Here is a 21,987-nt window from a genome sequence, read left to right as displayed (position 1 = left end):
CATTGGATGATACACCATCTTGACTTTGACACGCTGGTTCATTAAAATCAGAAAATAATAATCTGCATAATGATTTGATGACGGGACCGAGTACTCCGAACCCACATGCGCAGAGAGGAGCTTCCAGGCTGTAAAAGCTCCCTTGATGAGCGGACGAATGACTTCCCCGAGAACAGACGGCGAACCTCCACGGCAGTTTGATTTAGAGTGGTCAGTAGCTGTACTGCGCGGCACGGGCGTTATACGTTGAGCGGATGTGAGCTTGGGCTTTTTTTTAAAGTCTTCAGGCGGCATATTTCGGAATGTGGGTGGTACCACGGGTGATTTATAAACGGCAATCTCTCGTCCCTGTTATGTGAACAGGGCGGGGGATTTTTTGTTTTGTTAAAAAATGGAGGGATGATGGGCATGGCTTTTCAAAAACCGACCGGCACGCAGGACCTGCTTCCCGGTGTAGTGGAAAAGTGGCAGTTTGTCGAAGAAAAAGCGCGGGATATATGCCGCCGCTTCAACTACCGTGAAATTCGCACCCCCATGTTCGAGCAGACTGAGCTGTTCGTACGGGGCGTAGGCGAAACGACGGATGTTGTAGAGAAGGAAATGTACACATTTAAGGACAAGGGTGACCGCAGCCTGACGCTGCGGCCGGAAGGAACAGCGGGTGTTGTGCGGTCTTTTGTGGAAAATAAGCTGTACGGCGAGCCTGACGTTACCAAGCTGTATTATATCGCACCCATGTTCCGCTACGAGCGGCCTCAGGCAGGGCGGCAGCGCCAGTTCCACCAATTCGGTGTGGAGGCATTTGGGGCGATTGATCCGGCCATTGATGCCGAGGTTATCGCACTGGGCTATCAGTTCTGCCTGGATCTGGGACTGAATGGGGTTCAGGTAGAGCTGAACTCCGTCGGCAACCCGGTCAGCCGGGCTGCATACCGCCAGCGTCTGCTGGATTTCCTGAATCCGATGCGTGATACGCTGTGCAAGGACTGCCAGTCCCGGATGGAGCGCAACCCGCTGCGCGTGCTGGACTGCAAGGTGGATCAGGACAAGTTCAAAGACGCCCCGTCCATTCTTGACAGTCTGGATGAAGAGTGCACCGTGCATTTTCAGAAGGTGCAGCAGTATTTGACGGATATGGGTGTTGAATACAAGCTGAATCACCGGCTCGTGCGCGGTCTTGACTACTATACGATGACGGCTTTCGAGCTTAAGGCCGAAGGGATCGGCGCCATTGATACGATCGGCGGCGGAGGCAGATACAACGGGCTTGTAGGCGAGCTCGGAGGGCCGGATCAGCCGGGCATCGGCTTCGGCATTGGGCTGGAGCGCATTCAGCTGATTCTGGAGCATCAGTCTGTCGGTCTTGAAGCCGTCAAGCCGCTCGATGTATATCTGGTGGCCCTTGGTGAAGCTGCCGATCGTGAAGTGACAAAGCAGCTGTTCAAGCTGCGCCAGGCAGGATTTTCAGCCGAACGGGATTACCTGGGACGCAAGATGAAGGCGCAGATGAAATCGGCCGACCGGTTCCATGCCCGTTATACCGCAATCCTTGGGGATGATGAGCTGGAGCGCGGCGAAATTGCACTTAAGGCCATGGACAGCGGAGAACAGCGCACCGTTCGCCTCGATGATCTTGTAAACGAGTTGAAGCCACAGGCTTAACTTCATAACCGTTTAAAATTCAAAATGATAAAGGGGATGCAAGCATGAAAAGGACTCACCATTGTGGAGAGCTAACTACAGCCAACATCGGAGACACCGTCGTCCTGAACGGATGGGTGCAGACGCGCCGCGACCTTGGGGGCGTGCTGTTTATCGATCTGCGCGACCGCAGCGGGATTGTGCAAATCGTATTTAATCCTGCTTATTCGGGAGAAGCGCTGCAGATTGCAGACCGTGTCCGCACTGAATATGTGCTTGAAGTCAAGGGAGAAGTTGTACAGCGCGACTCTGAAACGGTAAACCCGAATTTGCCTACAGGTCAGATTGAGGTCCGCATTACCGAGATCGAGGTGCTGAACGCGTCCAAAACACCTCCGTTCTTCATCGAGGACGGGATTGAAGTCGACGAATCACTCCGCCTGAAATACCGCTATCTGGACCTGCGCCGTCCTGAAATGCACCAGACACTGAAGCTGCGTTCCAAAGCGGCCAAAGTGTTCCGTGATTTCCTGGACGGACAGGACTTCATTGAAGTGGAGACACCGATCCTGACGAAGAGTTCCCCGGAAGGGGCACGGGACTATCTGGTTCCAAGCCGTGTGCATGAAGGTGAGTTTTTCGCACTGCCGCAGTCGCCGCAAATTTACAAACAGCTGCTGATGGTGGGTGGGTTAGAGCGCTACTATCAGATCGCCCGCTGCTTCCGCGACGAAGATTTGCGCGCAGACCGCCAGCCTGAATTCACACAGGTCGACATTGAAACCTCCTTCATGCAGCAGGACGAGCTTCTCGAGATGATGGAGCAGTTGATGGTGAAGCTGTTCCGCGAGACGATTGGTGTTGAGCTGGAGACACCGTTCCAGCGCATCACCCATGCGGAAGCGATGGGCAAATACGGCTCTGACAAACCTGATCTGCGCTTCGGCTTGGAGCTCATTGAGATGAACGATCTGCTGGCAAACAGCGGCGTGAAGGTGTTCTCCTCCGTCATCGAGAAAGGCGGGGAAGTGAAGGTGCTGAATGCCAAAGGCTGCGGCACTTGGACACGCAAGGAGATTGACGATCTCGGGCCTTACGCCGCACGTTACGGCGCGAAGGGCCTGGCCTGGATTCAAGTGAAAGACGGCGAGTTCAAGGGACCGATCGTGAAGTTCTTTACTCCTGAAGAGATTGAAGCGGTAAGGGAACGCACCGGAGCGGAAGAGGGAGATCTGCTGCTCTTCTCGGCGGATAATAAAAAAGTCGTTGCAGACGTTCTTGGCGCGCTTCGCCTCAAGATCGGCCGCCAGCTCGGTCTCATCGATGACAGCAAGTTCAAGTTTGTGTGGGTGGTGGACTTCCCGCTGCTTGGATACGATGAAGAGCAAAAACGTTATGTTGCTGAACACCATCCGTTCACTCGTCCAAAAGACGAGGACATTGCCTTGTTCGATACTGATCCGGGCAAAATCCGTGCCCAGGCTTACGATATCGTCCTGAACGGATACGAAGTAGGCGGCGGCTCCATGCGGATCTACAAGCGGGATGTACAGGAGAAAATGTTTAACGCGATCGGCTTGTCTCCTGAAGAAGCCCAAGAGAAATTCGGCTACCTGATGGATGCCTTTGAATATGGCACACCACCGCATGGCGGCATTGCCTTCGGTTTCGACCGTCTGGTCATGCTGCTCTCCGGACGTACGAATCTGCGCGAAACGATTGCCTTCCCGAAAACGGCAAGCGCAACGGACCTCTTGATGAACGCGCCTTCCGAGGTCGATGCGAGTCAATTGGAGCAGCTGCATATCCGTCTGGCACCAAAGCCTGCAGCCTCGAAGGCTTAAACCTATCAAACCGTATGACAGATAGCCTGCGTCTTGAGCGGACGCGGCTTTCGGATATGAACCCGTTATCCTTGGGATAATGGGTTCATGCCTTGTCCGGCTTCAGTCCGACCCAAACGGTTTATTAAAGAAGATATTGTCCAATTCTATAAATTGAGTTAAAAGGAGGTCTCCGGCATGCTGCATCAATTTTCCCGTACCGAATTGGCAATCGGTCCAGAAGGTCTCGAAAAGATGAAGAATAGCACGGTAGCGGTGCTCGGCATCGGCGGTGTGGGCTCCATTGCCGTTGAAGCTTTGGCCCGTACGGGCGTCGGGCGTATTATCCTGATTGACAAGGATGTTGTGGATATCACAAACATTAACCGGCAGATTCACGCCCTGACAACGACCATCGGCCAGAAGAAAGCGGAGCTGATGGTGGAGCGGGTGAAGCTGATCAACCCGGAGTGTGAAGCGATCGCACTGAATATGTTTTACACGGAAGAGACATACGAGGAGCTGTTCAAATACGAGCTGGATTATGTAATCGACGCTTCTGATACGATCATTTACAAAATCCATTTGATCAAAGAATGCCTCAAACGGAATATCCCGATCATTTCAAGCATGGGCGCGGCCAATAAAATGGACCCGACCAAATTCCAGGTTGCGGACATTTCCAAAACGTCCATGGACCCGATCGCAAGGGTAATCCGCACGAAGCTGCGCAAAGACGGGATCAAAAAGGGCGTAAAGGTTGTATTCTCCACCGAGGAGCCGATGAAGCCGCGCCAGGACGTAACGCAGCGGATTGTGCCCGAGAATGCGCCCGAGATCCGCAAAGCCAAACAGCCGCCTGCCAGCAATGCCTTTGTTCCGCCGGTAGCGGGGCTGATCATGGTGAGCGTAGTGGTTAAAGAACTGCTTGAACAATAGTTTTAATCTGAAAAATGATGAAAGACCTGCGAAGCCTCCGGATAGGCTCGCAGGTCTTTTCCCCTTGTTTGCGGCATGGGATGCAGCTTACATCGCTTGTAAAAAAGCAGCCTTGCAATGTATGATGAGAATGTTTGCTTGCAGAGCAACAAGATTACTCAGAAGATGTGGAGGCAGTACGTTTATGAATAAGGGATTTTTATCCCGCAGTCTTGGGCTGAAGCCCGGGGATCTATGGAAAAAGGAAGTCGCGGCCGGCCTTATTTCTTATTTCTCGGTCGTATATATTGTGCTCGTAAATGCAGCGATTCTGTCGGATGCGGGGATGCCGCTGCAGGGAGCCATGCTGGCTACGCTGCTTACTTCCGCAGCAGGCTGCCTGCTGATGGCGTTTGGCGGCAAGTCGCCGATTGTCGTGGTGCCCGGCATGGGCATCAACGCTTTTTTCACCTATACCTTGGTGCATTCGATGAAGCTGAGCTGGCAGGAAGCGCTCACTGTAGTTTCCATTACGGGCGTTCTCTTTGCCATCGTCGCCTTTACGTCCCTGTACCGCAAGATCAGTGAGGCGATCCCGCTTAACCTGCAGCATGGCATTACCGTGGGGATCGGGCTGTTCCTGACCTTTATCGGCCTGCAAAAGAGCGGCATTGTGATCGCCCACCAGACTACATTCGTTGCAATTGGGCATTTTAATGATCCGGGAGTTATCACGGCCTGCATGACGTTGATGCTGGCGCTTGTCCTTTTTATCCGCAAAGTGCAGGGGGGACTGCTAATCAGCATGCTGGCAGGCACCGCGCTTGCCTATGCATTGGGAGCGGTGCACCCGGACGGCATGACAAAGAGCGAGGATACGGTGCAACAGTTCGGAGAGTTGTTCGCGCATCTTACGCTGTCCGGCTTTGCCACGATTGCCTTCTGGATTGCCGTGTTCCTGCTGCTGCTGATCGTGGTATTTGAAAATATCGGGCTGATCGCCGGCCAGACGGGAATGATCGGCAGACCTGAGACTTTTAAAGGCAGCCTGCGTGCATTGGCGGTCAGCAATATTCTTGCCGGAATCTTCGGCAGCAGTCCGACTGTTGCTGCGGCGGAGTCCACCGCGGGGATCGCCGCCGGCGGCAGGACAGGCATGACGCCGTTGGTCACCGCGCTGATGTTCGGGTTGACTTTTTTCTTCATCCCTATGTTGACGTACATTCCTGACAGCGCGATTGCGCCTGTACTCATTATCATCGGCGGACTCATGGTACAAAATGTGCGGGAAATGGACTTCTCAAGCTTTACGGACGCCTTTCCGGCTTTTCTGATCATGGTGATGATTCCGTTTACCTACAGCATCGTGGACGGCATGGCCTTTGGTTTTATCGCTTACCCGATGGCCAAGCTGGCTGCGGGGAAGGGAAGAGAAGTTCCGCGTGTATTGTATGTGATATCTTTGCTGTTCATTGCCAATTTTGTGCTGAACGCCAATTTGTAAGAAAGATGAAATACGATCAACAGTTCCCAAGATCCTATACAAAAGGAGGGAGCCATAATGGAAACTACCGCATCAAGCGCCCCGAGACCGGATACGGCTGGTCTGCGCCGTTTTGCGCGGCTCATTAAGGATTCCAATCCACCGCGTGCCGTGCTGGTCGTGGCTCTGCTGCTGACGCTCGTTCAGACCACAGCCAGCCTGATCGTTCCGCTCATGACGAAGGGGCTGATTGACGGACTTACGGTCGATTCCCTGAACAGGCAAGTCATCATCGGACTTGTCGCCGCATTCATTCTGCAGGCTGCCGCTTCGGCGGTGTCGATCTATATGCTGAACTACGCAGGACAGCGGATTGTGGCCAATCTGCGTACCCGCCTCTGGAACAAGGTGCTGGCGCTGCCGATTCCGTTTTTCGACCGCAACCGCACCGGAGACACCATGAGCAGGGTTACCAATGATACGAGCCTGATCATGAACCTGATCACCGAGTATTTGGTCAGCTTCGTCTCTAACATCATCGCCATTATCGGCGGCATTGCCCTGCTGTTCTATCTGGATTGGGTGATGACACTTATTATCCTGGCCGTGGTGCCGATAACGGCTTTGATATTGATGCCGGTAGGCCGGAAGATGTACCGTATTTCCAAAAAGCAGCAGGATGAAATGGCTAGTCTGACCTCTGTGCTGGGGCAGGTGATCGGGGAGATTCGCCTTGTTAAGGCTTACGGTACAGAGATGAGAGAAGCCCGTTCCGGAGAGGACCGAATCCGCCGCATGTTCAAATTTGGACTGCAGGAGGCAAGAATACTGGCTCTGATCGGACCGCTCTCCACCTTTGCCATGACGGCTGTGCTCGTCCTTATTCTTGGCGTTGGGGGAATTCGTGTGGCATCGGGCCTGTTAACGGCGGGAGATCTGGTTGCATTTATTTTATTGCTCTTCCAAGTCATTATGCCTATGGCGCAGTTCACCACCCTGTATTCAAGAATTCAGAAGGTGCTGGGCGCCACAGAGCGGATACAAACCATACTTGCCCACGAGGTGGAGCCGCAGGATAAGCGAAAGGAGGCATCTCCCCAGGGTGCAAGCATCGAATTGAAAAATGTAAGCTTTGCTTATAACACAGGGGAAGAGGTGCTGAGAGATATCAATCTGGTGATTCCTGCACGCCAGACGACCGCTATCGTGGGCCCGAGCGGAAGCGGCAAGTCGACACTGTTCGCCTTGCTGGAGAGATTTTATATACCCGCAGAAGGGGAAATCAAATACGGCCAGGACAGGATCGACGAGTATAAGCTGGCGACCTGGCGGGCCAAGATCGGATATGTGTCCCAAGAAAGCCCCATGATGGCCGGAACGATTCTTGAAAATATTACGTACGGAATTTCACGAGAGGTGGGCATGGATGAAATCCGGCGGGCGGCCGAGCTGGCGTATGCAGCTCCTTTTATCGATAAATTGCCGCAGCAGTACCAAACCGAGGTGGGCGAACGGGGCATTAAGTTGTCAGGCGGTCAAAGACAGCGCATCGCCATTGCCCGTGCATTCCTGCGCAGCCCCGATATTCTGATGCTGGATGAGGCGACTTCAGCGCTGGATAGCTCCTCCGAGCATGAAGTGCAGAAGGCGCTCGCCAACCTGATGGAGGGGCGCACCACGATCGTCATTGCCCACCGTTTATCAACGGTCGTTCATTCGGACCAGATCGTAGTGCTTGAGAACGGAAAGGTAACCGGCTCAGGAACCCACGGGGAACTGATGCAGTCTCATGAGGTGTACCGCGAGCTGGCGGAAAAACAGTTTGTTGAGGCAGGACAGTCTGAACCAATGCCCGAGCTTTTTTGAGCTTGTTATTACAAATCGATAGTTTTCATAATCGCAGTTATAATTGGGGAGAGACTCTTTGAGGGTCTCTTTTCCAATTTCCCCAGGAGTATTCAACCATAGGTTATATGCAGGTCAGCAGGCCAGCAATCACTTATAGCTTATTTTGATTCAATATGGTATGATTTAGCTTCCTTTTTTTGAAAAGTGTTAAGGCTCAACCAAATCTCTCTTAGGAGGTAACTGAAGGTGGATCAAGATTTTCAAAGTGCCTATCAAGAAGAAAAGCAAAGGCTGACGCAGGTAATGGAGGAAATCGACCGCAGGCTGCAAAAGCTGCAATCGGTTCCGGTATATACCGGCCATGACTTCACGGAGCAGGCGCTCGAAGCTGGGCGGGAGGAAAGGCGTCAGACTTTGACGAAAGGTCTGCAGGAGCCTTATTTCGGAAGACTGGATTTTGAGGAGCAGGGGAAAGGTGAACGAAAGCCTCTTTATATCGGCAAAGTAGGCGTAGATCGTGAAGAAGTGGGAGAATATCCTCTTGTGATCGATTGGCGCGCCCCTGTGGCCAGTCTGTTTTATTCCTTTACAGGCGGAGAGGACATTGCCTCCTATGAAGCGCCGGAAGGTCTGATTGAAGGGCTGGTCTATTTAAAACGAAATGTAGTGATCCGGAAGCAGATTCTGGAAAGGGTCGCTGATACCTACAACCGGGAGAGTGATGATCCGGCTGTGTCGGATGAGTTTCTCGTCTATCGGCTCGGTGAGAATAAAGACAACCGCCTGCGCGATATCGTATCGACCATCCAGGCGGAGCAGGATCAGATTATCCGTGCGGAACGCGGCAAAGCACTGGTGATCCAGGGTGTGGCGGGGAGCGGAAAGACTACCGTTGCGCTGCACCGTCTAGCCTTTCTGCTGTATCAGTACAAGGAGCAGGTATCGGCCGAAAAAATGATCATTTTTGCGCCAAACCATATGTTCCTCGATTATATATCCGACGTGCTCCCCGAGCTTGGCGTCGGCAGCATACAACAGCGCACTTTCAATGACTGGGCCTTTGGCATACTGGATACGGACCTTCAGCTTGCCCCGGCAGAGGATGCGCTGCAGACCTGGTTTGAGTCCGGGGCAGCAAGGCCAGAGGTGAATGAAACCACCCCCGGTAGATTTAAGGGATCGCTGGCTTTTATGCGGCTGCTTGAAAAATATGTGCAGCAGCTTGAGCCCTTGTCGGTGCCTGAAGGCGACTTCAGTCCGTGGGACGGAGCGGTCCTGTCCAGAAACGAAATACTGCATTGGTTCAATGAAGAGTACAAGCATTATCCGCTTGCCAAGCGCACCGAACGTGTGCTGGCGAGAATCCACCGCTGGATTGAAATGGAGCTGAAAAAGCCGGCATCCTCCACCGTTTTGAAGGAACAGAAGAAGAAAGCAGGACAGCGGGAAAAGGCCTATGCCAAAAAATGGCCGCAGTTTGAAGCCATAACGATATATAAGCAGCTTTTTCAGGCGGTAAAAGGTCCTGCGCTTCCTTCATCCATCATGGAAGAAATTCCTGTCCATGTGTTGAAGGGGACGGCGGCGGATTTGAAAAAGAATGTGCTGCGCGAGGAGGATCTTCCTGCGCTTGTATATCTGCACATTCTGACACATGACATCGATTCAGGCAGCCGGTTCGATCATGTGGTGATCGATGAAGCCCAGGATTTCTCACCGTTTCATACGGCGCTGCTGGATCTGTTCGTGAAAGGGCACTCGTTTACGATTCTGGGGGACTTGTCCCAGGGCATTCATGCCTATAAAGGCGTTCAAAGCTGGGATGAAGTCAGCTCCCTGTTTGACAGCGGGGACACAGGGTATTTTGCTTTGACGCGAAGCTACCGCTCGACGCTGGAAATCATTGAGTTTGCCAATGTCATTCTGGAAAAGGGTGTGCGCAGCGGCATTACGGCTGTGCCGGTATTCCGCAGTGGCGATCCAGTCCGCGTGCTCCCATACGGTCCGCAGGGGCGGAAGGAACATCTGCTGTCCGCGTTGCGGGAGCTGTCTGCTAAAGAATACCGTACCGTATCCGTTCTTACCCGCACTTTGCAGGAGGCGGAGGAGCTTCATGCCTATTTCACAGAGCAGGGGATCGATATTCATCTGATTGACGGCTCCATGAAGCAGTATGAGGGCGGGCTGTCGGTGCTGCCTGTCTACCTTTCCAAAGGGCTTGAGTTTGACGGTGTTATCGTGGCTGATGCGGACGACCAGCACTATGCCGCGGACGCCATGGACGCGAAGCTGCTGTATGTCGGATGTACGCGGGCGCTGCATGAGCTGTGGCTTATGTATGCGGAGCGGTTGCCGGAGTATGTCGAAGGGTAGATGAGGGGCAGGGCTGTTTTTGAGGCGCTCCAAGAACGAAGCATTCCTCCAATCGCTGTTATCCCCCAATTTCTGATTATATTTTTAGCGGATGAAATTGGGGGATAAAGGCGAACGCTGCGCTTTTCCGGAATTGCTTCGTCCTTTCCGCTGCTGCGTGCGTCCTTCTACTCATCAATGCCAACCATAAATCGCCAATCTCCGGCGATTTATGGTTGGTAATAAAGTCGAGAACAGGAACGAGTTTCTCCCTGTTCTCGGCTTTTTGTGCTTCAAGTGACGTACGCCATGCATGTATCTGTACAAAGCACAGGACCTTATCTTTTTCTGCTCTTGAAGAGCTATCCTGCATATCTACGACTTGATGGGAAGGCTGGTTGACTGCACTGTGACTGGCGGTATGTTAAAATAGAAGACAGTGTTACGAACGGTTACGCAAACTTTCAAGGATGTGAAACATATGGATTTATTTTCGTTTTCCCAGGAGTCGACCCCGGGCAGCCGTTTGCTTGCGGACCGGATGAGACCGGTAAGCCTGGATGAATATATTGGGCAAGAACATATTGTAGGACCTGGAAAGCTGCTGCGGCGGGCGATTGAAGCCGACCAGGTGAGCTCCATTCTGCTGTATGGACCGCCGGGATGCGGTAAGACGACGCTGGCGCATATTATATCGAATCATACGCAGGGGAACTTTGTGCGTCTGAATGCGGTGGATGCTTCGGTTAAAGATGTCCGCGAGGTGATTGATCAGGCGCAAAGCAACAAGGCGATGTACGGCACAAAAACGATCCTGTTCCTCGATGAAGTGCATCGTTTCAACAGCTCCAGACAGGATGCTTTACTGCCTGCAGTGGAAAAGGGGACGATCATTTTTATTGGAGCCACGACGGAAAATCCGTTTCACTACGTCAACGGGGCCTTGCTGAGCCGGTCCACCCTGTTTCAGCTGGAGGCCCTCACCAAGGAGCATTCGCTGGCGGCCATGCGCCGAGCCCTCGGCGATGAGGAAAAAGGGCTTGGCTTTATGGAGTTGAAGGTCGATGAAGAAGCCCTGGATCATATCGCTACCATGGCGAATGGGGATATCCGGCGTGCTCTGAACGCTTTTGAACTGGCTGCGCTGACAACCTCTCCGCTGGCGGACGGCACGGTCCATGTAACGCTCGAAGTGGCGGAGGAATCCATCCGCAGGCCGATTGTCAAGGCGGATGAATCCACACAGTATGATGTTTTGTCCGCCTTTCACAAGAGCATCCGCGGCTCCAGCGATGCGGCGCTGTTCTGGTTTTTGTACGCGGTGGAAAAGCTGGGAATGGACCCAATGACGTTCATTCGTCGGCTGATCGCTGCCAGCAGCGAGGATATCGGGCTGGCGAATCCGCAGGCGATGGTGCAGGCCGTCAGTGCGCTGGAGGCGTATCGCAATAACGGCTGGCCGGAAGCCAAGCTGAATATTGCCCAGGCGATCCTGTTTGCGGTGGAAAGCCCGAAATCCAACGCGGTAGTTATGGCGATCTCGAACGCGATGTCCGCGATGGAGGAAATCAAGTCGGCCGAGGTTCCCCTGCATCTGCGGGATGCCCACTATAAAGGGGCGGAGAAGCTGGGGTATGTCGGCTACAAATATCCGCATAATTTTCCTAATCACTATGTCAGACAGCAGTATTTGCCGGATGAAATTGCTGACCGAACCTTTTACAGAGCGACAGAGCAGGGGAATGAAAGCAAGGTCCGGCAGAACCAGCAATGGCGGGAATCGCAGAAATAAAAAGAACGTAACTTTGTGCCATCAAAGTTTGGTTCATCACCATAGGAGAGTTATAACCCATGATTAAAGATTCAGTCTTTGTAGGCGCGGGCGGGCTGCTTGGGACGCTCTGCAGGTATGGCATGCAGCAGTGGATTCCGGCGGGAAACGGCGGGTTTCCGCTGGCTGTGTTGCTCATTAACCTGTCTGGCTGCCTGTTTCTGGGCTGGTTTTTCGCGGTCACTCCCGGAGTATGGCGGATTCCGCCGCGGCTGCGCCTCGCCATTGGTACGGGTTTTACCGGAGCCTTTACAACATTCTCTACCTTCACTGTAGATGCGGTGCGGTTGTGGAGTGAAGGCCAAGCCGCAATCTCCTTGTTATATATTGCAGCAAGCTTGCTCGGCGGGCTTCTGATGTCTCTGGCAGGCATTAGGCTCGGGCAGTATATGGCTTCCCGTTCCGAAGGAGGCGAAGCCGTATGATCTGGTTGACGGGTATCGGCGGCATCGCGGGCGCGGTGCTGCGCTTCGGATTGGGCAAGGCGGTGTCCGCCCGCCTGGGTACCTCTTTTCCGTGGGGAACATGGCTTATTAACATTTCAGGCTCTCTGCTTCTGGGGGCACTGTACCATCTGTTTTCGGAGGGGACCTTGTCCCCCGCCTTGTGGGGGATGCTTGGTGTTGGCTTTTGCGGGGCGTATACGACCTTCTCGACCTTCGGTTATGAAACGCTGCAGCTGATCGATAGCGGCCGCGGCGGCAGTGCAGCGCTGTATGTGCTGTCCTCGGTTCTGCTCGGCATCGCTGGCGCGGCACTCGGAATGGAGCTTGCATCCTGGTTTAATCATTGAACATATTTCAGATCCGTTGAAAATCAATTGATCCATACTCTTCAAAAAAGGCCCAGCAGTCATGTACACTGCCGGGCCTGTTACATCTGTGCGCGCTTATTTCTCCTCCTTCTCTTTCTCTAGCCCTCTTTCCCGGTACAGCTCCGGAAGCAGCTCTTTCAGCTCCGGCTTCGGTTCGGGGAAGGAGAGACCCAGACCCTCCAGTGTGCTCACGACGATCTGCAGTACGGCAAAATCCCGGTACCAGCGGTGGTCGGCGGGAACGATATGCCAGGGCAGCTCCGGACTGCTGCAGCGCTCGAATATGTCTTCATAGTAGGATTGATACAAATCCCAGGATTTGCGCTCCGTCAGGTCACCTGCGTCAAACTTCCAGTTTTTATGAGGTGTCTCAATCCGGTCGATCAGCTTTTCAAGCTGAAATGCTTTTGAAATATGCAGGAAAATTTTCACTACTTTCACACCGCTGTCCGTCAACAGCTGTTCAAACGCATTGATCTGCTCGAATTTCCGTGCCGCTTCCTGGTCGGAGATGGTCCGGTGAACACGTGTAATGAGCACATCTTCATAGTAGGAACGATTAAAAGTTGCGATATATCCTTTGCCGGGAACTTTTCTGTGCGCTCTCCACAGGAAATCATGTGCAGCTTCTTCGGGGGTGGGGGGTTTAAAGCTATACGTGAGCAGGCCCTGCGGATTGACGGCGGAAAAAACATGATTGATCACCCCATCCTTGCCGCTGCAGTCCATTCCCTGAAAAACAAACAGAAGGGCATGTTTTTTGCCCGCGAACAGCGGTTCCTGAAGCTCCTCAAGTTTTTTCAGCAACCTTTTATGCTCTTTCCCAATCTCTTCCCGGCTGCGGTACCCGGCCGTATTCTTGGAATCAATGGAGCTTAGCTTTACCGAAGCGCCGGGTGGCATAATAAATGCTTCGTTCATGTTCATGGGTGATCTCTCCTCTACGATAGGCTATTATATACATACCCTTCATCGGGGAAATCATCACGATCAGGGGACGGTCGGATTATCCATACCAATAAGAAAAGCGTCTATCGACGTTCATTTTAAGGAGCCAGACCGCGTTTAGAAGAGGTTTTTTTGCGATATTAGTAAATGATCCCGGTAGATTTATACTTTCTAATAACTAAAAAAAGCCATCCTTCCCGGAGGAAGAATGGCTAACCGATAGCAGGAGAGTGTCCGTGTTATATCAAGCTTGAGGCTGTACCTGCAGCTTCTCGATCTTGTCGATGGTGCCGCCACCGAGGCAGACGTCGCCGTCGTAAAATACAACAGCCTGTCCCGGAGTTACTGCCTTCTGATGCTGGTCGAAAGCGACATGAACAGAGCCATCCTCGCGCCAAGTCAGCGTTACGCCCTGATCAGGCTGGCGATAACGGAATTTGGCCGTACAGCGCCGCGGCTGTGCCGGAATGGCGTCCGCGCCAGCAATCCAGTTTACACCTTCGGCAATGAGGCCTGTGGAATACAGGCTCGGATGCTTGTCGCCTTGAACGACGTACAGAATGTTGCGCTCCAGATCCTTGTCGGCCACAAACCAAGGCTCGCCGGTGCCCGATCCGCCGATGCCCAGCCCTTGACGCTGCCCGAGCGTATAATACATCAGGCCGTCGTGGCGGCCTTTAACTTCCCCGGTTTCGATATCGACCATATCGCCGCCCTTGGCAGGCAGGTAATTGCTGAGGAACTCCTTGAAGTTGCGCTCGCCGATGAAGCATACGCCGGTGCTGTCTTTTTTCTTGGCGGTGTACAGTCCCGCTTCTTCAGCAATCCGCCGCACCTCCGGCTTAGGGATATGCCCGATGGGGAACATCGCCTTCGACAACTGCTTCTGGCTGAGCGCGTTCAGGAAGTAGGTTTGATCCTTGTTGCTGTCCACACCGCGCAGAAGTGTATAGACTCCGTCATTTTCCACAACCCTTGCATAATGGCCTGTAGCCACATAGTCGGCCCCCAAATCCAGCGCTTTATTCAGAAATTCGCCGAATTTGATCTCACGGTTGCACATGACATCCGGATTTGGAGTTCGTCCGGACTTATATTCATCAAGAAAATAGGAGAATACTTTATCATAATATTCTTTTTCGAAATTGACGGTATAGTAAGGGATATCAATTTGCTCACAGACACGGCGCACATCTTCCGCATCCTCTTCGGCCGTACAGCGGCCGAACTCATCCGTGTCATCCCAGTTTTTCATGAAGATGCCGATCACGTCATAGCCTTGCTGCTTTAACAGAAGGGCTGTAACGGAGGAATCGACGCCTCCCGACATACCGACGACGACACGGGTATCTTTATTGGCTTTTGCCATCGTCATCACCGATTCTTTCGTTGGATTGGTCAAGGGTATGAATCCTTAACCCTCGTATTGTAACATAATTTGTTGCAAGTTGCGATGTGATCTGTTAAAAATGTCAAGGGCAGCTCAAAAACAATTTGACAATCCTGCAACGAATGGTTACCATAAACGGTCTGGATATGATACCATTAGAGCTATGATCGGAATAGAATGTTTTTTTGCATTATGCAGCTTTGTCTTTTATATAGAATTTGCATCATGCAGCAATTTATTTATGAAGAGGTGGCACCTTTGAAGATATCAACTAAAGGACGTTACGGATTGACTATAATGATGGAGCTAGCAGCGAAATTCGGAGAAGGGCCGACTTCTTTGAAAAGCATCGCCGAGAGAAACCAGCTGTCCGAGCACTATCTGGAGCAGCTGATTGCGCCGCTCCGCAATGCGGGTCTCGTGAAAAGCATCCGCGGGGCATACGGCGGATACATCCTGTCAAGCGATCCGGCCGAAGTCACTGCAGGAGATATAATCCGCGTGCTTGAGGGACCGATTTCACCCGTTGATTTTACGGAGGAGGACGATCCGGCGAAGCGGGATTTGTGGCTGCGCATCCGTGACAGCATTGCTGGCGTGCTGGATTCAACGACGCTTAAGGACTTGATAACCTATCAGGAAAAGGATCAGGCAGATAACTACATGTTCTACATCTGATACGAGGTGGCTAGCGATGAAACGTATTTATTTGGACCATGCCGCATCGACTCCTGTACATCCTGAGGTTGCGCAGACCATGATGGACACCATGACCGGCCAATTTGGCAACGCTTCTAGCGTGCACGCTTTCGGTCGTGCCTCCAAGCGCACCGTCAGCGAAGCACGTGACGTCGTTGCGGCTTCTTTAGGGTGTCTGCCGGAAGAAGTGACTTTTACGTCAGGCGGCACGGAAAGCGATAACCTGGCCCTATTTGGAGCGGCCTTCGCCAAAGGGCGCAGGAGCGGTCATATCATAACAACGGCAATAGAACACCATGCGGTTCTCCACAGCTGTGCGGAGCTGGAGCGTCTGGGCTACGAAGTGACTTATGTGCCTGTGGACCATACCGGGCGTGTGCATCCGGAAGAGGTGGAGGCGGCCATCCGGCCGGATACGTTTCTTATCAGCATGATGTATGCGAATAATGAAGTTGGAACAGTTCAGCCTGTTATTGAAGTGGGGGATTTGGCCCATAGCCGAGGCATCCTGTTTCATGTTGATGCTGTACAAGCCTTCGGGGCGCTGCCGATCTCATGCCGTGATTTGCCGGTGGATCTGTTGAGTGTGTCGGCACATAAAATCAACGGTCCGCAGGGGATCGGAGCCTTGTATGTGCGCCGCGGCACAGTTCTTCAGCCCCGTCAGTACGGAGGATTGCAGGAGAAGCAGCGGCGGGCAGGCACGGAAAATATGGCAGGTATCGCCGGTTTTGCGAAAGCTGCCGCTATTGCAACCGCTGCAGTACATGAACGGAGAGAGCACGATCTGTCGCTCCGCGAAACGCTTCTGAACGGACTGGAGCAGAGACTTGGCAGTGACGGATTTACGGTGAATGGCAGCAGTGAGCATTTCCTGCCCCACATTGTGAATCTCAGCTTTCCAGGCTGCAGCACGGAGACGATGCTGATGAATCTGGATATGGAAGGGATCGCGGCGGCAAGTGGCTCCGCATGCACCTCCGGCTCTATTGAGCTGTCTCATGTACTGAAGGCCATGAATCTTCCCGAAGATATTCTGCGTTCCGCGATTCGTTTCAGCTTCGGTTTGGGTAATACTACGGAAGAAATGGAATACACGGCAGAAAAAATTGCAACCATATCGCAAAGGCTGCGTAATAGGCATTAGGGGAAGCTCCGGACATTGAAAGGAGGATAGCACGGTTTTCCATTTCATCAGCCGAACGTCAAAGCTGTTGCATACAAGAGCAAGACTTCAACGCATGTTCGGAATATGAATGATGAGGAGGTACCCGGCATGAAGCTTCAGGAGATGATCGGTCTTGCTGTGTTCGATGTGGAGGACGGCAAGCAGATTGGCAAAATACATGATTTTATACTTACGGCGGACTGGACCATTAAAGGGATTGAGCTGGAAGGGAAAAGCCTTTTTTCCTCCCACGTCAAGACCGTTGATTGGGAAGACATCGTAGCGTACGGAGAAGATGCCGTAATGATTCGCAATCAGCAGGCTGTCCGCAAGACGGAAGCCGACGACATACATTATACTTACCTTCTTGGCGGCAGCAAGCTTAAGGATCTGTCCATTTTGACGGAGGAGGGACTTATGCTTGGACATGTCACCGATGTTTATTTTGACCAGGAATTGGGAAACAAGGTAAAAGGGATTGAAATCAGCGAGGGTTTCGTTTCGGACTTGATCGAAGGGCGGAAATGGCTGCCCTGCACCGACGGCATGTCCATCGGAGAGAATGCCATTATGGTTCCCCCGCTCAGCGAGCAGCGATTGGAGAAGGTTATATATTCTGTTAACGGATAGGGTGAATTTATGAAATGTCCAAATTGTAATTCCAAAGATATAGGCAAAATCGGCTCCCACCAGTTTTATTGCTGGGGCTGTTACATTGAACTGCAGGTAATCGGCGATAAAATGTCTGTTTACCAGGTCGAAGAAGACGGAACGCTCAGTTCGCTGGACGATCTGTTTTTTGGGGAGGAATATACCCAGGAATTCCCGCAGGCACACGCATCCTCTTGAAACTTTGCGCTGCCGGCTTCGTATTGCTGAGGTTTACAAGCGCTTGTTCTGCCGGATACCGGAAGAACAAGCGCTTTTTTTGGCAGGAGGGATGGGGGTTAATCCGGTCTGCTTCCGCATATACTGAATCGGAGAGCAAGTCCCAAAAAGAAGGTGAAGCAGAAGATGGAGCATTTAGCCAAAAACAGATTTTTCCGTTACGGTGTGCTGCTGCTGCTCGGTTTGATGATTTTATATTTCCTGTGGCTCCTGCGTCCGCTGTTTTTCACTACATACCGTTTTTTAAAAACGATTATCGCGCCCTTTGCCGTGGCTATGATTATTTCCTATGTCCTTAACCCTGTCGTGAATATGCTCAGTGGCAGGAAGGTACCAAGGGGAGTGGCGGTTTTGCTCATTTATGCCTTTTTCCTGACCAGCCTTGGAGTTGTGCTGATGAACATCATTCCCATGCTTATTGAGCAGCTGGAAGAATTAAATGAGCATTTGCCTGAAATAACGATGCATGCGCAGGGGCTTCTGTCCGATCTGGACAATCCAATGATGCCCGGCGGCGTGCGCAGCGGAATGAATCAATGGGTTTTTCAACTGGAAAACCGTATTTCCACAGTGATTACGGGCATTATGGATAATATCGGCGGCATGATCAATACGCTGCTCAATATTTTCATCGTGCCGTTTCTGATCTTTTATATTCTAAAGGATTTTGATGTGTTCGAGCGGGCGGTGGTGTCGATTCTGCCAGGGGCACATCGCAAGGGGATCGTTGTGATGCTGAAGGAAATCGATACGGCACTTGGGCACTACATCAGGGGCCAATTTCTCGTATGTGTCATTATCGGCGCACTCGCTTATGTGGGATACATGATTGCAGGAATGCCCTATGCTTTGCTGCTGGCCAGTATAGTGGCGATCTTTAATATCATTCCTTATCTGGGGCCCTTTCTCGGTGCAGCACCTGCCGTCATTATGGCTTCAACGATATCGATGAAAATGGTGATCATGGTCGTTATCGTAAATGTCATATGCCAAATCCTGGAGAGTAATGTGGTGTCGCCGCAGGTGGTAGGCCGGACGCTGCACCTGCATCCGCTCGCAATTATTTTTGCGCTTCTGGTAGGCGGGGAGATTGCAGGCATTCCGGGCCTGATTTTGGCCGTGCCGGTCATGGCTGTGCTCAAGGTAGTAGTGCAGCGGCTTTTCGCCTATTATATTAAGCGGAAAACAGTTTGAATTTATTGACATTGCCTATACCCGCAAGTATAATTAGTTATGTATGTTTACAGGATAAAACGTTGATGAAATTAAGTACGCCGGGGTTCTTTCCCAGAGAGCGGGCTTCTTCACAGGTTCTTCCGTGAAGGCTGCAAGAGCCTGTGTCAGATAACGGCGGAAAGCTCATTTCGGAGTGCGGCTCATCCCCGCCGGCAGGACCCCGTTACCGGTCCATATAAGGCGATCGTTTGCTTATGCCCAGGCAGAGGCGGCGATAACCAGGGTGGTACCGCGATATATTCGTCCCTGATTTTTTCAGGGGCGTTTTTCTGTTTTTACCTTATCTAATTTTGAACCGATGGAGGCATGTGTTATGAAAGCCAGTGAAATTCGCTCCAAATGGCTGGAGTTTTTTAAGGAAAAAGGGCATGCGATTGAACCGAGCGCTTCGCTTGTACCGCATAACGACCCTACGCTGTTGTGGATTAATGCGGGCATGGCGCCTTTAAAGCCTTATTTTGATGGACGTGTCAAGCCTGAAAATCCGCGTATCGCGAATTCCCAGAAATGCATCCGTACTAATGACATTGAGAATGTCGGCAAAACGCGCAGACATCATACATTTTTCGAGATGCTGGGCAACTTCTCCATCGGGGATTATTTTAAAGAAGAAGTAATTACCTGGGCGTGGGAATTCCTGACGAGTCCAAAGTGGATCGGCTTTGATCCTGAGCGGCTGTCGGTCACGGTCTATCCGGAGGATGAAGAGGCCTACAAATACTGGAACGAGAAAATCGGCCTGCCTGCAGAGCGGATTATTAAGCTGGAAGACAACTTCTGGGATATCGGTGAGGGGCCGTGCGGTCCGTGTACTGAAATCTTCTATGACCGCGGCGAAGCTTATGGCAGCGACATGTCGGACCCGGAAATGTATCCGGGCGGAGAGAATGAACGCTATCTGGAAGTATGGAACCTTGTATTTTCCCAGTTCAACCATAACAAGGACGGCAGCTATACGCCGCTTCCCAATAAAAATATCGATACAGGCGCAGGTCTGGAGCGTCTGGCTTCCATCCTGCAGGATGTGAACTCCAACTTTGATACAGACCTATTCCAGCCGATGATTCAGAAGACGGCCGCCATGGCCGGTGTTAAATACAACGAGGATCCTGAGAAGGATGTAGCCCTCAAGGTTATAGCGGATCATATCCGTACCGTAACTTTCGCCGTAGGCGACGGGGTGCTTCCTTCCAATGAAGGACGCGGCTACGTAATCCGCCGTCTGCTGCGGCGCGCTGTCCGCTACGGCAAGATGCTGGGGCTGGATCGGCCGTTTATGTACGAATTGGTTAAAACCGTCGGTGATGTGATGGGAGTCTACTATCCGGAGGTTGTGGACAAACGCGACTTCATTGTGAAGGTGATCAAAACGGAAGAGGAGCGCTTCCACGAAACGCTGAGCGACGGCCTTGCCATTCTGGCTGAGATCAGCGAGCAGGCAAAAGCGGCGGGCCATACGATTATCAGCGGTGCAGATGCTTTCAAGCTGTATGATACTTACGGATTTCCGTTCGACCTCACGGAGGACTATGCCAGCGAGCACGGTTTAACCGTTGACCGCGAAGGTTTCGACCAGGCGATGCAGGAGCAGCGCGATCGCGCACGCGCGGCACGCCAGAATAGCGGCAGCATGAAGGTACAGGGCGGAGCGCTCTCCGAGCTGACGGTTAAAAGTGATTTTGTTGGATATAATGACCTCGTGACGGAGTCCAAAGTGCTTGCCATTATTCACGAGGATGCCATGGTGGATACTGTAAGCGAGGGCCAGGAAGCGCAGATTGTCCTGGATATTACACCGTTTTATGCGGAAAGCGGCGGACAAGTGAGCGACCGCGGGGTGCTGCATGGTGCAGCAGTGACTGCAAAAGTTGAGGGTATGAGCAAAGCGCCACAGGGCCAGCATGTCCATCAGATTCTGGTGCAGGCGGGCGAGCTGCGCGTGGGCGATACCGTACGGGCGGAAGTAGATGCTGAAGCCCGCCAGGATATCGAGAAAAACCATACCGCCACACACCTTCTTCATAAAGCGCTGAAAGAGGTGCTGGGCGAGCATGTGAATCAGGCCGGATCCCTGGTTGAGGCCTCGCGCCTGCGTTTCGACTTTTCGCATTTTGGCAGCATCTCAGACGAGGAGCTTGCGGATATCGAGCGCAGAGTCAACAGCCATATTTGGAGCCAGGACAAGGTCACCATTGACCTGATGCCGATTGACGAAGCCAAGGCGCTGGGAGCGATGGCCCTCTTCGGTGAAAAGTACGGGGATATTGTGCGGGTTGTCAAAGCGGGAGATTATAGCATTGAGCTCTGCGGCGGCTGTCATGTGGGCAACACTTCGCAAATCGGGCTATTTAAGCTGGTGAGCGAGAGCGGAATCGGCTCCGGTGTGCGCAGAATTGAAGCTGTGACCGGACGTTATGCGTACGAGTATTCGGAAGGCCAGCTTGAGCTGCTGAAGACGGCTGCGACGCTTCTGAAATCGAACGTCAATGAAGTGCCGAAACGGATTGAGGGGCTGCACCAGCAGATCAAAGAGCTCAGCCGCGAGAACGAATCGCTGCAGGGCAAGCTGAGCGCTATCGAGGCCGGACAATTAACCGATAAGGTAGTGCAGGCAGGAAATACGCAGCTGCTGGCCGTTCGAGTGCAAGCATCTACGATGGATAACCTGCGTGCGATCGCCGATGAACTGAAAGGCAAGCTGCCGTCCGCTGTGCTTGTGCTTGGAGCAGCGATGGAGGATAAAGTAAACTTTGTCGTAGCTGTACCTGCCGAACAGGTCAAGGCCGGCCTTCATGCTGGCAAGCTGGTCAAAGAAATTGCGGCTATCTGCGGCGGGGGAGGCGGCGGCCGTCCGGATATGGCTCAGGCAGGAGGGCGCGATGCCTCCAAGCTTGATGAAGCGCTTGCCCGTGCTGTCGAGCTGGTGACCGAGGCTTCCGGAAGCTGAG

Annotated in this window: 17 protein-coding genes; 15 read left to right on the top strand and 2 right to left on the bottom strand. The window is 52.5% G+C overall.

Annotated features, from left to right (window positions below; all coding sequences use genetic code 11):
* Positions 1 to 408 precede the first annotated feature (408 nt).
* The 9 genes from hisS (at position 409) to crcB (ACI1P2_RS14340) (ending at position 12,689) form a co-directional block, all read left to right on the top strand.
* Complete coding sequence (gene hisS, locus ACI1P2_RS14380; protein WP_355320551.1) at positions 409 to 1,662, top strand: histidine--tRNA ligase; 1,254 nt, start codon at positions 409 to 411, stop codon at positions 1,660 to 1,662.
* Positions 1,663 to 1,706: 44 nt separating this feature from the next.
* A complete protein-coding gene (gene aspS, locus ACI1P2_RS14375) occupies positions 1,707 to 3,485 on the top strand; it encodes an aspartate--tRNA ligase (RefSeq protein WP_355320550.1) in 1,779 nt (592 codons plus the stop codon).
* A 177-nt stretch (positions 3,486 to 3,662) separates the two neighbouring features.
* Positions 3,663 to 4,403, top strand: a complete 741-nt coding sequence (locus ACI1P2_RS14370; protein WP_355320549.1) for a tRNA threonylcarbamoyladenosine dehydratase — start codon at positions 3,663 to 3,665, stop codon at positions 4,401 to 4,403.
* A 184-nt stretch (positions 4,404 to 4,587) separates the two neighbouring features.
* Positions 4,588 to 5,886, top strand: coding sequence for an NCS2 family permease (locus ACI1P2_RS14365; RefSeq protein ID WP_355320548.1), 1,299 nt, complete (start codon positions 4,588 to 4,590; stop codon positions 5,884 to 5,886).
* 57 nt (positions 5,887 to 5,943) lie between these two features.
* A complete protein-coding gene (locus ACI1P2_RS14360) occupies positions 5,944 to 7,731 on the top strand; it encodes an ABC transporter ATP-binding protein (RefSeq protein WP_355320547.1) in 1,788 nt (595 codons plus the stop codon).
* A 228-nt stretch (positions 7,732 to 7,959) separates the two neighbouring features.
* Positions 7,960 to 10,086: a HelD family protein gene (locus ACI1P2_RS14355; RefSeq protein ID WP_355320546.1), complete on the top strand. Its 2,127-nt coding sequence runs from the start codon at positions 7,960 to 7,962 to the stop codon at positions 10,084 to 10,086.
* Positions 10,087 to 10,546: 460 nt separating this feature from the next.
* Positions 10,547 to 11,857, top strand: a complete 1,311-nt coding sequence (locus tag ACI1P2_RS14350; RefSeq protein ID WP_355320545.1) for a replication-associated recombination protein A — start codon at positions 10,547 to 10,549, stop codon at positions 11,855 to 11,857.
* A gap of 62 nt (positions 11,858 to 11,919) precedes the next feature.
* Entirely contained in the window at positions 11,920 to 12,321 is a 402-nt protein-coding gene (crcB, locus tag ACI1P2_RS14345; RefSeq protein ID WP_355320577.1) for a fluoride efflux transporter CrcB, read from the top strand.
* Positions 12,318 to 12,689: a fluoride efflux transporter CrcB gene (gene crcB / locus ACI1P2_RS14340; protein ID WP_355320544.1), complete on the top strand. Its 372-nt coding sequence runs from the start codon at positions 12,318 to 12,320 to the stop codon at positions 12,687 to 12,689. Before crcB (ACI1P2_RS14345) ends, crcB (ACI1P2_RS14340) begins: the two co-directional genes overlap by 4 nt.
* A gap of 96 nt (positions 12,690 to 12,785) precedes the next feature.
* Here crcB (ACI1P2_RS14340) and ACI1P2_RS14335 read toward each other — a convergent pair whose 3' ends face one another.
* Positions 12,786 to 13,631 (bottom strand): PPK2 family polyphosphate kinase, encoded by an 846-nt coding sequence (locus ACI1P2_RS14335; protein ID WP_355320576.1) that lies wholly within the window; start codon positions 13,629 to 13,631, stop codon positions 12,786 to 12,788.
* A gap of 271 nt (positions 13,632 to 13,902) precedes the next feature.
* Entirely contained in the window at positions 13,903 to 15,027 is a 1,125-nt protein-coding gene (gene mnmA, locus ACI1P2_RS14330; RefSeq protein ID WP_355320575.1) for a tRNA 2-thiouridine(34) synthase MnmA, read from the bottom strand.
* A 279-nt stretch (positions 15,028 to 15,306) separates the two neighbouring features.
* On the opposite strand from mnmA, the gene cymR reads away from it, so the two are divergent.
* From cymR to alaS, 6 genes are all read left to right on the top strand, one after another.
* Positions 15,307 to 15,726 carry a cysteine metabolism transcriptional regulator CymR gene (gene cymR, locus ACI1P2_RS14325; RefSeq protein ID WP_355320543.1) on the top strand — a complete coding sequence of 140 codons (420 nt, stop codon included), beginning with the start codon at positions 15,307 to 15,309 and terminating at the stop codon, positions 15,724 to 15,726.
* A 16-nt stretch (positions 15,727 to 15,742) separates the two neighbouring features.
* Positions 15,743 to 16,894: a cysteine desulfurase family protein gene (locus ACI1P2_RS14320; protein WP_355320542.1), complete on the top strand. Its 1,152-nt coding sequence runs from the start codon at positions 15,743 to 15,745 to the stop codon at positions 16,892 to 16,894.
* Between the two features lie 129 nt (positions 16,895 to 17,023).
* Entirely contained in the window at positions 17,024 to 17,545 is a 522-nt protein-coding gene (locus ACI1P2_RS14315; RefSeq protein WP_355320541.1) for a PRC-barrel domain-containing protein, read from the top strand.
* A gap of 9 nt (positions 17,546 to 17,554) precedes the next feature.
* Entirely contained in the window at positions 17,555 to 17,764 is a 210-nt protein-coding gene (locus ACI1P2_RS14310) for a hypothetical protein (protein ID WP_355320540.1), read from the top strand.
* Positions 17,765 to 17,929: 165 nt separating this feature from the next.
* Positions 17,930 to 18,997: an AI-2E family transporter gene (locus ACI1P2_RS14305; RefSeq protein ID WP_355320539.1), complete on the top strand. Its 1,068-nt coding sequence runs from the start codon at positions 17,930 to 17,932 to the stop codon at positions 18,995 to 18,997.
* Positions 18,998 to 19,352: 355 nt separating this feature from the next.
* Positions 19,353 to 21,986, top strand: coding sequence for an alanine--tRNA ligase (alaS, locus tag ACI1P2_RS14300; RefSeq protein WP_355320538.1), 2,634 nt, complete (start codon positions 19,353 to 19,355; stop codon positions 21,984 to 21,986).
* Position 21,987 lies beyond the last annotated feature (1 nt).

This window comes from Paenibacillus jiangxiensis (assembly GCF_046098255.1).
GTDB classification, from domain to species: Bacteria; Bacillota; Bacilli; order Paenibacillales; family Paenibacillaceae; genus Paenibacillus; species Paenibacillus jiagnxiensis.
The sequence above is the reverse complement of the archived record's forward strand: the minus strand, read 5'-3'. Positions and strand labels throughout refer to the sequence as shown.

Excerpts from the sequence above, each read along its gene's own strand:
- ACI1P2_RS14370 (WP_355320549.1), top strand. The coding sequence starts at position 3,663 with ATGCTGCATCAATTTTCCCGTACCGAATTGGCAATCGGTCCAGAAGGT.
- aspS (WP_355320550.1), top strand. The coding sequence starts at position 1,707 with ATGAAAAGGACTCACCATTGTGGAGAGCTAACTACAGCCAACATCGGA.
- ACI1P2_RS14305 (WP_355320539.1), top strand. The coding sequence starts at position 17,930 with ATGGAGCATTTAGCCAAAAACAGATTTTTCCGTTACGGTGTGCTGCTG.
- ACI1P2_RS14320 (WP_355320542.1), top strand. The coding sequence starts at position 15,743 with ATGAAACGTATTTATTTGGACCATGCCGCATCGACTCCTGTACATCCT.
- alaS (WP_355320538.1), top strand. The coding sequence starts at position 19,353 with ATGAAAGCCAGTGAAATTCGCTCCAAATGGCTGGAGTTTTTTAAGGAA.
- ACI1P2_RS14335 (WP_355320576.1), bottom strand. The coding sequence starts at position 13,631 with ATGAACGAAGCATTTATTATGCCACCCGGCGCTTCGGTAAAGCTAAGC.
- ACI1P2_RS14350 (WP_355320545.1), top strand. The coding sequence starts at position 10,547 with ATGGATTTATTTTCGTTTTCCCAGGAGTCGACCCCGGGCAGCCGTTTG.
- ACI1P2_RS14360 (WP_355320547.1), top strand. The coding sequence starts at position 5,944 with ATGGAAACTACCGCATCAAGCGCCCCGAGACCGGATACGGCTGGTCTG.
- ACI1P2_RS14365 (WP_355320548.1), top strand. The coding sequence starts at position 4,588 with ATGAATAAGGGATTTTTATCCCGCAGTCTTGGGCTGAAGCCCGGGGAT.
- ACI1P2_RS14315 (WP_355320541.1), top strand. The coding sequence starts at position 17,024 with ATGAAGCTTCAGGAGATGATCGGTCTTGCTGTGTTCGATGTGGAGGAC.
- mnmA (WP_355320575.1), bottom strand. The coding sequence starts at position 15,027 with ATGGCAAAAGCCAATAAAGATACCCGTGTCGTCGTCGGTATGTCGGGA.
- ACI1P2_RS14310 (WP_355320540.1), top strand. The coding sequence starts at position 17,555 with ATGAAATGTCCAAATTGTAATTCCAAAGATATAGGCAAAATCGGCTCC.
- crcB (WP_355320544.1), top strand. The coding sequence starts at position 12,318 with ATGATCTGGTTGACGGGTATCGGCGGCATCGCGGGCGCGGTGCTGCGC.
- hisS (WP_355320551.1), top strand. The coding sequence starts at position 409 with ATGGCTTTTCAAAAACCGACCGGCACGCAGGACCTGCTTCCCGGTGTA.